This is a genomic window from Thalassospira profundimaris (genome assembly GCF_003326795.1).
Taxonomy (GTDB): Bacteria; Pseudomonadota; Alphaproteobacteria; order Rhodospirillales; family Thalassospiraceae; genus Thalassospira; species Thalassospira profundimaris_C.
The window spans coordinates 218,977-233,292 of record NZ_JPWI01000001.1; the positions used below are offsets into that span (position 1 = coordinate 218,977).

Genomic DNA, 14,316 nt, shown 5'->3' on the forward strand with positions numbered 1-14,316 from the left:
GGGAAAGCTCACACCACGTTACAAAATCCTGTAAATATGACAACTTTCCTTAACATATCCGGTGTCCTGATCAGGCAATTGCCTTTGCGGCAAGGGCAAACAGGATCACCCCGTTCACAATCATCAATCCGCGCCCGACCGGCACCATCAGGCTGCGAAACCGCTGGGCAGCGTATTGGCCGATAAAGCCTGTGACAAACAGCATCGGCACTGTGCCAAGACCAAAGATCACCATCACCACCCCGCCATTCAGCGCACTTGCGGTCGCCGCAGCCAGAACCAGCGCACCATAGACCAGCCCGCACGGGATAAAACCCAGCATGATGCCAAGTGCATATCCCCGCATGCCAAACGGCGCGGCAAAAAGCGGTCGCAAGCGGTCACCAAACAGGCGGTTCCACCACCGCGTTTCACCAGAAGTCGGCAACAGACCACCCAGATGGGGCAGCAACCCCATGATCCCGAAAATCAGGAAGAACGCACCGGCAAGCACCAGCAGGACCGGCCCGATCCACCAGATACTGGTCAATGCCGAGATACCATCGGCAAAGAAACCCGCAAGCACGCCGAGCAGGCAATAGGTGGTCAAACGCCCGAACTGATAGGGCAAAAGAGCCGCCCCGGTCAGACGACGCAGCTCGCTCATTTTTTCGAGCGGAACCTGTTCCATCCGGCTGGTGACCTGCGAAATCACAAAAGGCCCGCACATGCCGACACAGTGGGTGACACTGCCGACAAGCCCGGCAATCAGCGCAGACAAAATCACCCCGCCATCATCGCGCAGGATTTCGGCACATTGTGCCCAGCCGCTTTCAAGGATGCGGATCAATACCTGTTGTTCGTCCATGATCCATCCGGGTCAATTCGATTGCGGCGATTGTGACAAGCACGCGCCTGACGGACAACGATATATATCAATCCACTGGAATGGATTTAATAAGGGGAGTGACCTAGTCTTTTAGCGGATCAGACGGGGTCGAAATCAGTTCAAGTACCTGTTCGAACGGCACATTGCGAACCGATTTGACATCGTCTTGCGGCGACAGCCAGTTCAGGCGATCCCGCAAACCGACAACCTTGCCCAGAATGCAGATCGCGGGCGGTTCAACACCGGCACGTTCAACATCATCGGCCGCCTTTTCAAGCGTGGTGATCAATATACCCTGATCGGCTGTGGTCGCCTGATTGATAACCGCAAGCGGCTCATCCCCGGCACGGCCATTGGCCATCAGTTCCGAGGAAATCCGGCGCAAATGCTTCATCGCCATATACATCACCAGAACCGGTGCCCCCTTGGCAAGGGCTGCCCAGTTGATGTTGTCGGGAACCTCGCCACTTGATCCATGGCCGGTGACAAAGGTCACCGATGAATTGCAATCGCGATGGGTTGTCGGAATACCGGCATAGGCCGCCCCGGCAATCCCGGCGGTAATGCCCGGCACCACGCGGAAGGGTACATTGTGCTCAACAAGGGTCAGGCCCTCTTCACCGCCGCGCCCAAAGACAAACGGATCGCCCCCCTTAAGGCGCAGGACACGCAAGCCCTGCTTGGCAAGATCGACCAGTTGCAATGAAATATCGGTCTGTTTTGACGACGGACGTCCGCCACGTTTGCCCGCATATAAACGTTTGGCATCCGCACGCAGTAGATTGAGTATCCGTTCATCAACCAGCGCATCATAAACAACGACATCAGCCTGTTGCATGGCATTGACCGCATGAAGTGTCAGCAAGCCCGGATCCCCGGGACCCGCACCAACCAGCCATACCCAACCCGGTTCAAACACCGGAAAATCAAGACCAAGAGTCGTCATTACGCGCTACTTCTGTTCCGTGAATTTCGGTCCATCTGTGCAGGACCGTTTCAAGAGGATATGTTAAACAACAATCAAACGATACGTCCAACATATTTCCGATATTTTGTCGTATTATTAAAAGAATAACACAATTTAATATGTTTAATTAAAATTCCCGCGATGGCAGGAACTTCGCGCCATCAATACCGGGAACCAATGCCAGAGTGACAGGAAAAAATCGAGGAATGGTCAGAAAACCGGAAGGACCGCTGCGCAAGGGATGGACAACGGGGGCCTGTGCCACCGCCGCCACCCGCGCTGCCTGGCAGGCCCTGCTATCCGGTACGTTTCCCGATCCGGTCACCATTACCTTGCCGCGCGGTGAAACCCCGTCTTTTGCGCTGGTCAAAGCCGAAAAGGGTGATGGCTGGGCACGTGCAAGCGTGATCAAGGATGCGGGTGATGACCCCGATGTCACCCATGGGGCTGAAATCGTTGCCACCCTGCGCATCGGAAAACCCGGGGCCGGTATCAGTTTTCATGCCGGGGACGGGGTCGGAACCATCACCAAACCGGGTTTGCCCTTGCCCCCCGGCGAGGCCGCGATTAATCCCAAGCCACGCGAAATGATGGTTGGTCAAATCACCGAGCTTTGCGAAAAATTCGGCGCCGCACCTGATGTCGAGATCGAGATTTCCATTCCCGGCGGACAGGAAATTGCCACCAAAACATGGAATGGACGGCTGGGTATTGTCGGCGGTTTATCGGTTCTGGGCACGACCGGGATTGTCATCCCGTTCAGTTGTTCAGCATGGATTCATTCCATCCATCGCGGCATTGATGTAGCGCGCGCCACCGGGCGCATCCATGTCGCGGGCGCAACCGGTAAAACATCCGAGGCCGCCATTCGCGCATTTTATGGCCTTCCCGAAGAAGCCATTCTTGATATGGGCGACTTCGTCGGCGGGATGCTGAAATATCTGCGCAAGAACCCGGTGGAATTTGTCAGCATTGCCGGTGGCTTTGCCAAACTCGTCAAGCTTGCCCAAGGGCATCTTGACCTTCATAGCAGCCGGTCACAGGTCGATTTTGACCGGCTTGCAGAGACCGTCAAACTGTCAGGCGGCAGTTCCGATCTTCAGGATCAGACCCGCTGCGCCAATACGGCAAAACAGGTTCTGGAACTTTGTCAGGCCGCAAACGTTGATATTGCAGACACCATTGCGCGTCAGGCCTCTGAATCGGCACGTGCCACCCTTGATGGCGCAAGTGCCGTCGAGATCCTGGTAACCGACCGCGAAGGCCGGATCATTGCGCGTCATGGTGTTGGTGATTTTGACCGTTTCAAACCGGTCACATCTGCCTGATCTGCATCCGTACACTGAACATATCATAACAAGGTCATTGCCCATGTCGCTTTCCCGCCCTGCCAAACGCCCGAAGCATATTCTGATTTTTGGCGGTACCGGGGACGCTAATCGCATTGCCGAGGACCTAATGCATGAATTCGGCCGCGACATCCGGCTGCAACTATCCCTTGCCGGTCTCACCAGTGCACCCAGCCTCCCGGACGGGGTTCCGGTGCGGATTGGCGGGTTTGGCGGACCGGAAGGCATCATTTCCTATGTCAAAGGCGAGCAGATTGATCTGGTGATTGATGCGACCCATCCTTATGCCACCCGGATTTCAAGCAATATCGCGCAAGCCTGCCACGCAGTTGCGATGCCCTGCATCCAGTTTTACCGCCCCGGCTGGGAAAAGACGCCCAAAGACAACTGGATACCGGTCCGTTCCATCGAAGAAGCCGCCCGTATTCTGCCCGACCATGGCACACGCGCCCTGATCGCCAGTGGTGCAAAGAACCTGCATGCCTTTGAAGGCCTTGAAAAGACCTGGCTTTTGGTACGAACGGTTGATGCCCCGCGCGATCCGTTTGATCTGGCATACGGGGAATGGCTTTTTGCCCGTGGCCCGTTCAGCGTCGAAAGCGAGACCGAACTTCTTGAACGCCACGGGATTGATGTGATCGTCTGCAAGAATAGTGGCGGCACGGCGACATTTGCCAAAATCGAGGCCGCTCGCAATCTTGGCCTGCCGGTGATCATGATTGAACGGCCGGGTGCCGCACCAGTAACGCAAGCACACACCCGGGAAGTTATACTTAAAAGCGTTCAAAAGTTTCTTGATGAAAACTAATTTCGCAACATTGCAACACAAACACCACTAGACCGCTTCCGACTTTGCTTCAATAATATTCCCAAGGACGGAAATAACCGTCAGAGACAAGTTACCGGCCATAGATGGCGCTTGGCTCATATAAATCAAAACAATCCATGAGTGGGAATATCATGACCGGCAAAGTTGGTTTGCGCGGTAGGCTAATGGCGGCGATTGTCCCCATTGCTCTACTTGCTGTTTGTGCCGCCGCACTGGCGGTTTTTTCTTTTCGTATGACTGAGTCCCAGCAACGGGTCGTCACTGCAGAAGCGATTCCTGCCCTTGTCAACGGGCAGGAGCTTTATGTCAGCAGCGATGCGATCATTCGTATTGCACGCGCGGTTGCCAGTGCGACCAGCCATGACGAAGTTGTTGCTGCGACCGCAACGCTTGATGCTGTCGAAAACCAGATGAATGATCATATTTCCGGTTTGGCGGCATTGGGGGTGAATAACGAGATATTGCAGCAATTCTCGGATCAGACCGGGCAAATGATCGTCAATATCCGCCGTCTGGAAGAGACCATGGGTGGGGTCTTTACCAATCGGGACGAACTTGCGGCCATGCTTGATGAAATCATCCGTGCTGCTGGTGCGATTGAAGTCAGTTCGCGTGAACTCTCGACCAACGCCAACATGACGCTGACCAACAATGCCGGTGAACTTTACAGTCTGGTTGGCAAGGCAGACAGGGAAGGCGAGATTTTTGATCTTCTCGATCAGCTGATTGATGAAGACGCCCTGACCGCACAGAACATGGCCGAGCTTCGCGCATTGGCCCTCAAGATCCCCGATCTGGCCCGAATTGCAAGTTCAGCCACTGATATTGACGGCCTTGATCGTGTCAAATTCTGGTCCAATCCGATCATCACGCAGATGGGTGCCAGCATTGCCGAAATTCCGGTTGATGACCTTAAGGCCCGTTCGGAAGAAAACTTCAAAACCCTGTCGGCCGGACTTGATCCCAACAGTGAGAAGAACCTGTTTACCCTGCGTCAGCGCGGTCTTGAACAACAGGTTGTCCTTGCCGATCTGCTTGAGCAAACCACAACCATTGCCAATGGTATTGGGGAAACAGCCGATCAGTTGCTGGACGAAATGCGCAGCAAGATTGATGCTGCCAATGCCGATGTCAGCAAGACCATCACGGTTGCCGAAACCGTAATGCTGATTGTTGCAGCGGCGGCCATCATCATTTCAATCCTGATCATCTGGCTTTATGTCCAGCGCAACCTTCTGGCCCGGCTGATTGGCCTGAACAGTGCCATGGATCGTCTGACCAATGGCGATCTGCGCACACCGGTTGCCGACAAGGGATCAGATGAAATTGCGGCCATGGCCCGTGCGGTCGAAACCTTCCGCGAAAACGCGCTGGAGGCCGAAGAACTCCGGGCCCAGAACAAGGCCAACGAGGAACGTGCCGAACAGCAACGTCGTGCTGCCCTTCTTGAAATGGCTGACGGTTTTGAAAGTTCGGTCAACGGACTTGTCTCCGACCTTCTGACCCAGATCACCGAAATGCGCAATGCGGTCGATCATATGGCATCGAATGCCGGTGAAAACGTTGTCCGGGCAACCGATGTCAGCAATGCCTCGCACAATGCGTCGGAAAATGTCAGCTCGGTCTCGTCTGCGACCGAGGAACTTTCGGCATCAATCGCCGAAATCGAACGCCAGGTTGGCAAAGCCGAGGAAGTCTCACGTTCTGCTGTCGAGGAAGCCCGCCGTTCGGATGTTACCGTTCGCCAGCTTTCCGATACGGCCGAGAAAATCGGTGAAGTCATTGATCTGATCAACACAATTGCCGATCAGACCAACCTTCTTGCGCTGAATGCCACAATTGAGGCTGCACGTGCCGGTGATGCCGGCAAGGGCTTTGCCGTGGTTGCCAACGAGGTCAAAAACCTTGCAACCCAGACCCAGCGTGCGACCGAGGATATCAGCCGCCAGATCGACGAAATGCGCACCGTCAGCGCATCCGCCGTCGAGATGATCTCGGCCATCGCAACCACGATCGGCGAAGTCGACACGATTTCAAGCTCTATCGCGGCTGCCATGCGTCAACAGGGTTCCGCCACCGCCGAGATCGCCAGTGGTTCCGAGGAAGCAGCCCGTGGCGTTCGCGATGTTTCGGCAAACATGACCGAAGTTTCCCGTTCTGCCGAGGCCGTTCAGACACTTTCGGGCGATGCCCGTGGCACGGCTGAGGAGCTTCTGACCAAGGCCCAGCGTCTTCAGGAAGAAGCAAACGGCTTTGTCGCTCGCGTCCGGGCAGGCTAAATCTGTTTTTCAACAAAGAAAACCCCTCCGTCGGCTGGCCCGGCGGAGGGGTTTTTATTTGGGGCCGCTGATTTTGCAGGGCCTGCCTTCTAGCCTGTATAACCAAACAGGCGGGGCAACCACAGAACCATGTCAGGGATCAGCACCAGCACGATCAATGCCCCGATCAAGGCTGCGACAAATACCCATATTTCACGAATGATGTCGCGTAACGGAATGCCCGTAACACCGTTCAGAACAAACAGCAAAATGCCATAAGGCGGCGTGATGAGACCGATCATGATGTTAATCGTGATCACGACACCGAAATAAACCAGATCAATGCCAAGAAGCTCTGCGGTTGGCAGGAAAAGCGGCACCACGATCAAGAGCAGTGTCGTCGCATCAAACAGACATCCCAGTACCAGAATGATCACATTGATCACCAGCATAAAGACCAGGGGCGACATGTTGGTCGCGGCCAGCTCGTCCGCGACAAGGGCAGGCAGGTTTTCACTTGCCACCAGATAGTTCAGCACCAAAGCCGACGCGATGATCAGCCCCACGACCGAGGTCGATTTGGCCCCGTCGAGCACCAGAAGATAGAAATCCTTCCAACTGACCGACCGGTAAAACAGTGCGGCAAGTATAAGCGCATAAACTGCTGCAATTGCCGCAGCCTCGGTCGGGGTGGTGATACCGCCATAAATCCCGTAAAGCAGGATCACCGGCAACATCAGCGCCGGGAAAGCGCGCATCGTCACGCGCGGAATTTCGCGCAATGGTACGACATCATCACGTTTGAAATCCCGTTTGCGGGCAATCGCGACATTCAGGATCATCAGGACCAAGGCCAGAAACAGTCCCGGCACAATCCCGGCCAGGAACAGATAACCGATCGATGATCCCGAAATCAGTGCATAAAGGATCATCGGGATCGAAGGCGGGATGATCGGACCAATAACGCTCGATGCCGCCGTCAGGGCTGCGGCATAGCCGCCCGGATAACGGTTATTTCGGGTCATCAGATCAATGATAACGCGCCCGATTCCCGCCGCATCGGCAATTGCCGACCCCGACATGCCCGAGAAAATGACACTGGCAAGCACATTGACATGGGCAAGCCCGCCACGAAAACGCCCGACAATCGCAATACAAAATGTCAGCAACCGGTCACTGATCGTTCCGGCATTCATGAAGTTGGCCGCCAGGATAAACAGGGGCACGGCCAGCAAAACATAACTGTTAAACAGACCGTTCAAGGCCTGTTCAGCGACCAGACCGACATCCTGTCCGGAAATAAACATATAGCCGATTGACGCCGCAAAGGCCGCGATTGCAATAGGCATCCCAATCGCACCAAGCAACAGGAAGCCGCCAAGGCTGATCAAAAAAGCCATACTCATGCCTTTGGCTCCTTTGTCACAAACGGATCACAAAGCGATTGGTCCGGCTGTGTCGGATCGCCAGCGATTGCCGCAATTTCCTGGCCATAGCTTTTGGCGCGCATCAGACGCCACAAGGAAATCAGGCTCCGGATAATCAGCGCGACGATAAAGACCGGGAAAATTGCATAGACATAGTCAAGGGTGATGCGCGTAACAGGCGCCTTTTCGATCCGCATGAACATGACGTAATCCACAATCACCGGGAATCCGGCAATAAAGGCCGCCGCAATACATCCAAGACCAAGAATTGCCATAACCCGCCGCCCCCGTGTCGGAGCGGCAAGAAACAGCATATTGAACGATACATGGTCATGTTCACGCAGCAAGAAAGCAGACGTCCAGAACACCAGCCAGATATACAGGATGATGCACAGCTCGACCGTCCAGCCCAGCGGGCTATTGAGAACATAACGCGCAAAAATCTGTAGAAGAAAGGTCCCGAACATCGCGATAAACAATGCCACCGCGATGATTTCGGCACCTTTTTTGAAGGGTCTGCTCAGATCACGCACGATCTAATCACTTCACCGCATTGATTTGTTCAACGATGCCTTCCGGCCAATCCTTGGCAAACTCGCTTTCCAGATAGGCATTCTGGACTTTGGTGCGGAATGCGGCAACGTCAGGCGCGTAAATCGACAGACCTTCTTTCTTGAAGAAATCAATCAGCGACTTTTCGTCTTCAATACGCATCTTGTTGTTATAGGCGGTTGCAACTGCTGCGGCGTCCTTCACCTTTTTCTGCTGATCTGCAGACAAGTCATCATAGGTGTTTTTAGCCATCGACAGGAAAACCGCATCGACCAGATGATCTGTCAGAACGATCTGTTTGGTCACTTCATAGAATTTGACGGCCTTGACTGTCGGCAGCGGGTTGTCCTGACCATCAATCGTTCCGGTCTGAAGGCCCGTGTAAACTTCGCCAAATGCAAGCGGAGTTGCATCTGCGCCAAGCGCATTGCCAAGGAACAACCATGCATCGGAGCCCGGCATGCGCAGTTTCACGCCTTTGAGGTCATCCGGGGTGGTAATTTTCTTGTCATTGGCAAGATTAAGCTCACGCGTGCCAAGATAACCGACATCAAGAATCTCGATATTCATGTCATCTGCGACCATCTGATAGAACTTCTTCCCGATGTCGCTGTTGAAAACCTTTTTCTGATGTTCCGGATCACGGATCAGATAACCGGCGGTGAAAACCGACCATGCCGGAATCTGCTTGGCGATATCCTGTGCTGAAATCATCGCCATATCGAGATTACCACGCTGCATTGCTGCGGGCTCTGTACCCTGTTTGAACAGGCTGGCATTGAGATGGATTTCAACATCGAATTCGCCCGGCGCGGTCTTTGCAAGCTCGTCCTTGAAGACAGTCAGCATCTTGGCATGCCAGTCGGACTCAACAGCAGGCGTTGAAATGCGCAGCTTGACCGCGTCCGCCGCAAAGGCAGATGTTGCGCCAATCGCAAATGTGCAAATTGCGGCCGATGCAATTCTTACCAGACTGCGTGCCATGGGTGTTTTGGTCATTGGATCCTCCCTAAAGGACATTAAGTGTCTGTTTTTCTGATGTGTCGTTATTGTTTTTAGGTCTTTCCACAGATGAGAATCAACAACATCTGCACTGACACGACACCTATTGTATAACTAACATGTTAGTGATAGACAACTGTTTCAATACCGATAAACACTGCGCCATGTCAAATGGCTCGAAACAGGAATGTGTCATGCCCGTCACCAGAACAGACAAATTCGGCATCTCGGCTGCGATCACAACGCCCTTTACCAGCACCGGTGCGATCGACACCGATCTGCTGTGCAAACATGCCAAATCATTGATTGCCAAGGGATGTTCATCCTTCACACTTGGCGGGACAACCGGTGAGGGTCCGCACCTTTCGCGTGATGAAAAAGTTGCTGCGCACAAAGCCCTTCTGGCATCGGGTATTGAACCGGCCCAGATCGTTGTTGGCATCATCGAATCCGCACTTGGCGATGCAATTGCCGCCGCAAAAACGGCCGATTCTTTTGGCAGCAAATATGTTCTGGTCACACCACCCTATTATTTCAAAGGGTCCAGTGATGCCGGTCAGATCACCTGGTTCAGACAGTTTCTTGATGCCATCAGCGACACCCGTCTTCAGGTCATTCTGTACCATATCCCGCAGGTTACAGCCGCCCCGATCTGCCCCGATATGATCGCGGCACTGATTGAAAGCCACCCTGCCATGATTGCCGGGGTCAAGGATTCATCAGGTGACTGGGAAAATGCCAAAACCCTGCTCGACCGGTTTGCAGACCGTCACATCCTGATCGGCGATGAACGCATTCTGGGCGCAGCCATTGCGCTTGGCGGATCGGGTGCAATCAGTGGTGTCGCCAACTTTGCACCGGACCTTCTGATCCCGCTTCTGGATGGCGAAACCCCCGATCAGCGTCTGGCACCACTTGTAAATGCCCTTGTCGAATTGCCGGTGACACCAGCAGTAAAGGCGCTTGTTGGCCACATCACCGACTCTGCCCAGTGGTCACGCGTGCGCGCACCGCTTGTCGAACTGACACAGGAACAGTATGAGTGGATCACAAATACTTACGATACCCTGTTCGCAACCAGGAATGATTGATGAGCGAAAACAAGCGGCAACCAGCAAGACAGAGTCGGCGAAGCGAAGCCTATAACAGCTTCACCGAACATCTTTTGGCCCGTGACATCCGGCCCGGTCAGTTTATTTCGCAACGTGAACTGGTCGAAATTACCGATATGCCGCTTGGTGCCATCCGTGAACTGATCCCCCGCCTTGAGGCTGATGGTCTGATCACCACTGTTCCCCAGCGCGGTATGCAAGTCGCCCATATCGACCTTGATCTGGTGCGCAATGCGTTTCAGCTGCGTATTTTTCTTGAACTCGAAGCAGCCCGGTTATTCACAGTGCAGGCCAGCGACAAGATGCTGGCCAAACTGCGTAAGGCCCATGAAGATGTTCTGGAGTCAGCCCGTGAAAACGGCATCACCCCGGAACTGCTTGAGCATGCCCAGGCGGTGGATTGGTCGCTTCACGATACGATCATTGATTCACTTGATAATGAAATCATTTCAAAGATCTACAAGGTCAATTCCGTCAAAATTCGCCTGATCCGACAGGAACGTTTCCGACTGACAGAAAGCCTGTTGCAGAATGTGATGAACGATCACCTTGCCATTATCGCAGCCTTTGAAAAGCGCGATCCTGAACAGGCCGCAATTTGCCTGCGCCAGCATCTTGAAAATGCACGGGGACGCGCACTGGGTCTGGGCGACCGATAAGGACCGCGCGTAAATCAAGCGCTGCCCTGAAATGCAAAACCCCGCCGAAAACTGGCGGGGTTTTCCGTATTCAAGATCTGGGCTGCCTCAGACAAAACGGCGGAACTCGCCGGATTTGCGTGGCGGGCAGAACCGTTTCAGATAGGACGGTGCCACGGCTTCAAGGCTATTGGGGGTAATTCCCAGTTCGGCAAAACCCGCCGCACCTTCGGACACGACATTATCGACCTTGAGCAACCGGACCTGATCGGGTGTCATCGGCGGCACCGGCAGGAATTGCAGGAAGAACGCCTTGATCGAGGCCAGCCAGAACGGAACCGGCATCAGAATGGCGCGTTGACGGGTGATACGCAGCATGTCGCGCAGAAGACCCATGAAGGAATAGGTTTCCGGCCCGCCCAGTTCAAATGTCTTGCCCGCAAGCGACGGGTCACAAACAGCTGCGACAAACGCATCGGCAACATCGCCGACATAGACCGGCTGGAATTTCGGGCCACCGTCACCAAGAATATCAACCTTGCCTTCGCCAAGATCGACTTTCGGCAGGCCCGGCGCGCCAATCACCGGCAAAATGGGCGAAAAACGCGCCAGCGTTGCGAATTTGTTGAGGAAATTGTCATTCGGGCCAAAGATGACCGACGGACGGAAGATCACCGCATTCGGGAAGACCTCGCGCACGGCATTTTCACCGGCAAGTTTCGATGTCGCATAATTGGCGGCACTGTTTTTATCCACACCAAGTGCGGACATATGCACCATGGTCTTTACGCCACATGCCCTGGCTTCTTCGGCGATGCGTTTCGCGGCTTTTACATGGATGTTGAGGAAATTGTTGCTGCCACGTTCGTACAGAATGCCAAGCAGGTTGATGACGGCCTCGGACCCTTCGATTGCGCCCTTGATGCTGTCTTCATTGCGCACATCGCAATGGACCGGAACGACCTGACCGAGATAGCCCATCGGTTTGAGCTTTTTGACGCGCTCGAAGCTGCGGGTCGGGACACGAACGATAAAGTCACGTTCAAGCAGACGCTTGACGATGTGACGTCCGACAAATCCGGTGCCACCGAAAACGGTTACGATACGACGATCCATGCTTGCTTTCTCCTTGCCGATGACAATATGCGCAGAAGACCTTCCGCGAGACATGCCAGCGTTAGATGCCTTCCGGGCCAGTCAGGCCTGACCACCCGGTCGATGTTATCCTGTGGACATTCATATTGTGCACGAACAGAGAACGATATGAGTGTCCGCAGGCTCTTGGGTTATATACGACGCGTCATGCGGGTCAACAATGCGCCGAGATTAATCAATTTCCTCGCGGGATTCCAATCGGGCCAATATTTCATCATAAAGTGGCATCAGACCGGCCCGATAATCGGGATAGCGAAGCTTGACACCAAGTTCTTCCTTGATACGTGCGTTCGAAACCCGCTTGTTGTCTTCATAAAAACTTGCTGCCATCGGGCTGAGCCTGGCGGTGGCAAAATCTTCTTCTGCAGGCGGATCAATGCCAAGCATCCCGCAGGCATAAACAATCACGTCCTGGGGCGGGGCCGCATCATCATCGCAGACATTATAGGCAGCCCCGCAATCAGGGCGCTTGATTGATGCCAAAACGGTCTGGGCGATGTCTTCGACATGGATACGCGAAAAAACCTGACCGGGTTTGATGATCCGGCGCGCACGACCGGCACGAACAGTTTCAAGGGCATTGCGGCCCGGCCCGTAAATCCCCGCCAGACGGAAACTTTGCACGCATAATCCATGACGACGGCCCAGATCAAACCATGCCTTTTCCGCAGTCACCCGACGTCGACCGCGCTTGCCGCTGGGCAAAAGTTCGTCTTCTTCGCTGACTTCTGCACCGTCACGATCCCCATAGACACCTGTCGTCGACAGATAGCCAATCCATGTGCCTTCGGGCAATGCCGCAAGATCATTGCCATGATGATGGATCACCGGATCCCCTTGCCCGCCGGGCGGGGCAGAAACCAGGACATGGGTCACCCCGCGAAGGGCGGTTTTGATATCGGCAACCGGTTGATCATCGCCAAAAATAAATGGCTCGATCCCGTCTGCCTCAAGCTGTTTCGCCTTGTCTGCATTTCGGGTGGTTCCGGCAATTTTCCAGCCTTCGCCCTGCAATTGATTGGCAACCAGACGTGCGGAAAAACCCAACCCGAAACAAAACAGCTTATTGGTCATATAGGCACCTGTATCTTACGCATGATCTCATAATGCGCACAGTAACGGCGCGGACGGCGCGATACAAAACCTTTTGGTCTGCACCGGAATTCGGTACTGCACAGTCGAATGGATCAGACAATCATTATCTTGCCGTTTTCATCCTGTTTTTTGGGGCATCGGGGCATTCAGGCATGGCGGTGCGGGGGCATCATCCCCTATGCTGTCGGCGACCCGGTTTTGCCAGAAACGGAGCTTTTGAAACCATGTCACATCTTTGCGGCCGATCCACATTTGCACGCGCGACAGGCGTTCTTCTGCTGGCGGGGTTTGCTGGCATCTGGACAGCACCGGATCTTCATGCCCAGACGGACAGCAACGGCACCCTGACGCTTGAGGAAAAGCAGCAATATCAGGACTGCATCAAGCTGGCCCAGCTTAAACCCGAAGACGGTTTTGAAAGTGCAATCGCCTGGCGCGACATGGGTGGCGGTGAACCCGCACGTCATTGCGTTGCGGTCGCACTGATATCGCTTGGCAAGTATGAAGAAGCCGCAACCAGACTGGATGCGCTGGCCAAGGACAGCACCGCCGAGCCGGGGGTTGTCGCCGGGATGCTGGCACAGGCCGGACAGGCATGGATGATGGCAAACAATCTTGAATTTGCATGGCGCGATCAAAGTCGTGCGCTTGAACTGGTGCCCAACAACCCGCAGCTTTGGGTTGATCGTGCCATGGCGCTTGGGCTTGCCGGGCAATATTGGGATGCGATTGATGATCTGAACAAGGCGCTTGATCTGCAACCCGATCAGGCAGATGTCCTGATTTACCGGGCATCGGCCTGGCGGATGCTTGAAAGCTATGACCTTGCCATGACCGACATTGACAATGCGCTCAATCTTGAACCGGGGAATGTTCAGGCACTTTTTGAACGCGGAAAGCTTTACCGGATTGCCGGGAAAAACGATCTGGCACGTCGTGACTGGCTAAATGTCATAGAAAATTCAAACGGAACCCCTGTCGCTGATGCGGCAAAAGCGAATATAGAGAAGATGGATGTTCACACCGGATCAAACTAGGTTTGCTGTGGTCAGTTTCCTTGTATA

At 54.3% G+C, this 14,316-nt stretch carries 13 protein-coding genes; 6 read left to right on the top strand and 7 right to left on the bottom strand.

Features of this window, described 5'->3' with window-relative positions:
* Nucleotides 1-70: 70 nt before the first annotated feature.
* Both TH30_RS01035 and cobA read right to left on the bottom strand, forming a co-directional pair.
* Complete coding sequence (locus TH30_RS01035; protein ID WP_114096245.1) at nt 71-847, bottom strand: sulfite exporter TauE/SafE family protein; 777 nt, start codon at nt 845-847, stop codon at nt 71-73.
* Nucleotides 848-950: 103 nt separating this feature from the next.
* Nucleotides 951-1,814 carry a uroporphyrinogen-III C-methyltransferase gene (gene cobA, locus TH30_RS01040; RefSeq protein WP_114096246.1) on the bottom strand — a complete coding sequence of 288 codons (864 nt, stop codon included), beginning with the start codon at nt 1,812-1,814 and terminating at the stop codon, nt 951-953.
* 227 nt (nt 1,815-2,041) lie between these two features.
* On the opposite strand from cobA, the gene TH30_RS01045 reads away from it, so the two are divergent.
* The 3 genes from TH30_RS01045 (at nt 2,042) to TH30_RS01055 (ending at nt 6,292) form a co-directional block, all read left to right on the top strand.
* Complete coding sequence (locus TH30_RS01045) at nt 2,042-3,163, top strand: cobalt-precorrin-5B (C(1))-methyltransferase (RefSeq protein ID WP_114096247.1); 1,122 nt, start codon at nt 2,042-2,044, stop codon at nt 3,161-3,163.
* A gap of 43 nt (nt 3,164-3,206) precedes the next feature.
* A complete protein-coding gene (locus TH30_RS01050; protein ID WP_114096248.1) occupies nt 3,207-3,992 on the top strand; it encodes a cobalt-precorrin-6A reductase in 786 nt (261 codons plus the stop codon).
* Between the two features lie 254 nt (nt 3,993-4,246).
* Complete coding sequence (locus tag TH30_RS01055) at nt 4,247-6,292, top strand: methyl-accepting chemotaxis protein (RefSeq protein ID WP_181850127.1); 2,046 nt, start codon at nt 4,247-4,249, stop codon at nt 6,290-6,292.
* 89 nt (nt 6,293-6,381) lie between these two features.
* Here TH30_RS01055 and TH30_RS01060 read toward each other — a convergent pair whose 3' ends face one another.
* From TH30_RS01060 to TH30_RS01070, 3 genes are read right to left on the bottom strand one after another with little or no spacing between them, the layout of a single operon-like run.
* Nucleotides 6,382-7,677 (bottom strand): TRAP transporter large permease, encoded by a 1,296-nt coding sequence (locus tag TH30_RS01060; RefSeq protein WP_114096250.1) that lies wholly within the window; start codon nt 7,675-7,677, stop codon nt 6,382-6,384.
* Nucleotides 7,674-8,231, bottom strand: coding sequence for a TRAP transporter small permease (locus TH30_RS01065; protein ID WP_114096251.1), 558 nt, complete (start codon nt 8,229-8,231; stop codon nt 7,674-7,676). Before TH30_RS01065 ends, TH30_RS01060 begins: the two co-directional genes overlap by 4 nt.
* A 7-nt stretch (nt 8,232-8,238) precedes the next feature.
* Nucleotides 8,239-9,249: a sialic acid TRAP transporter substrate-binding protein SiaP gene (locus TH30_RS01070; protein WP_220150260.1), complete on the bottom strand. Its 1,011-nt coding sequence runs from the start codon at nt 9,247-9,249 to the stop codon at nt 8,239-8,241.
* A gap of 197 nt (nt 9,250-9,446) precedes the next feature.
* On the opposite strand from TH30_RS01070, the gene TH30_RS01075 reads away from it, so the two are divergent.
* Together TH30_RS01075 and TH30_RS01080 are read left to right on the top strand one after the other, a co-directional pair.
* On the top strand, nt 9,447-10,343 hold the full coding sequence (locus TH30_RS01075) for a dihydrodipicolinate synthase family protein (protein ID WP_181850128.1): 897 nt from the start codon (nt 9,447-9,449) through the stop codon (nt 10,341-10,343).
* Nucleotides 10,343-11,023, top strand: coding sequence for a GntR family transcriptional regulator (locus tag TH30_RS01080; protein WP_114096254.1), 681 nt, complete (start codon nt 10,343-10,345; stop codon nt 11,021-11,023). Before TH30_RS01075 ends, TH30_RS01080 begins: the two co-directional genes overlap by 1 nt.
* Nucleotides 11,024-11,110: 87 nt before the next feature.
* Here the strand turns inward: TH30_RS01080 and TH30_RS01085 are convergent, their stop codons facing one another.
* The gene (locus tag TH30_RS01085; protein WP_114096255.1) at nt 11,111-12,118 is read right to left on the bottom strand and encodes a complex I NDUFA9 subunit family protein; all 1,008 of its coding nucleotides are present in this window, start codon (nt 12,116-12,118) and stop codon (nt 11,111-11,113) included.
* Between the two features lie 210 nt (nt 12,119-12,328).
* On the bottom strand, nt 12,329-13,231 hold the full coding sequence (locus tag TH30_RS01090) for an SDR family oxidoreductase (RefSeq protein ID WP_114096256.1): 903 nt from the start codon (nt 13,229-13,231) through the stop codon (nt 12,329-12,331).
* Between the two features lie 245 nt (nt 13,232-13,476).
* On the opposite strand from TH30_RS01090, the gene TH30_RS01095 reads away from it, so the two are divergent.
* On the top strand, nt 13,477-14,289 hold the full coding sequence (locus TH30_RS01095) for a tetratricopeptide repeat protein (RefSeq protein ID WP_114096834.1): 813 nt from the start codon (nt 13,477-13,479) through the stop codon (nt 14,287-14,289).
* Nucleotides 14,290-14,316: the final 27 nt, after the last annotated feature.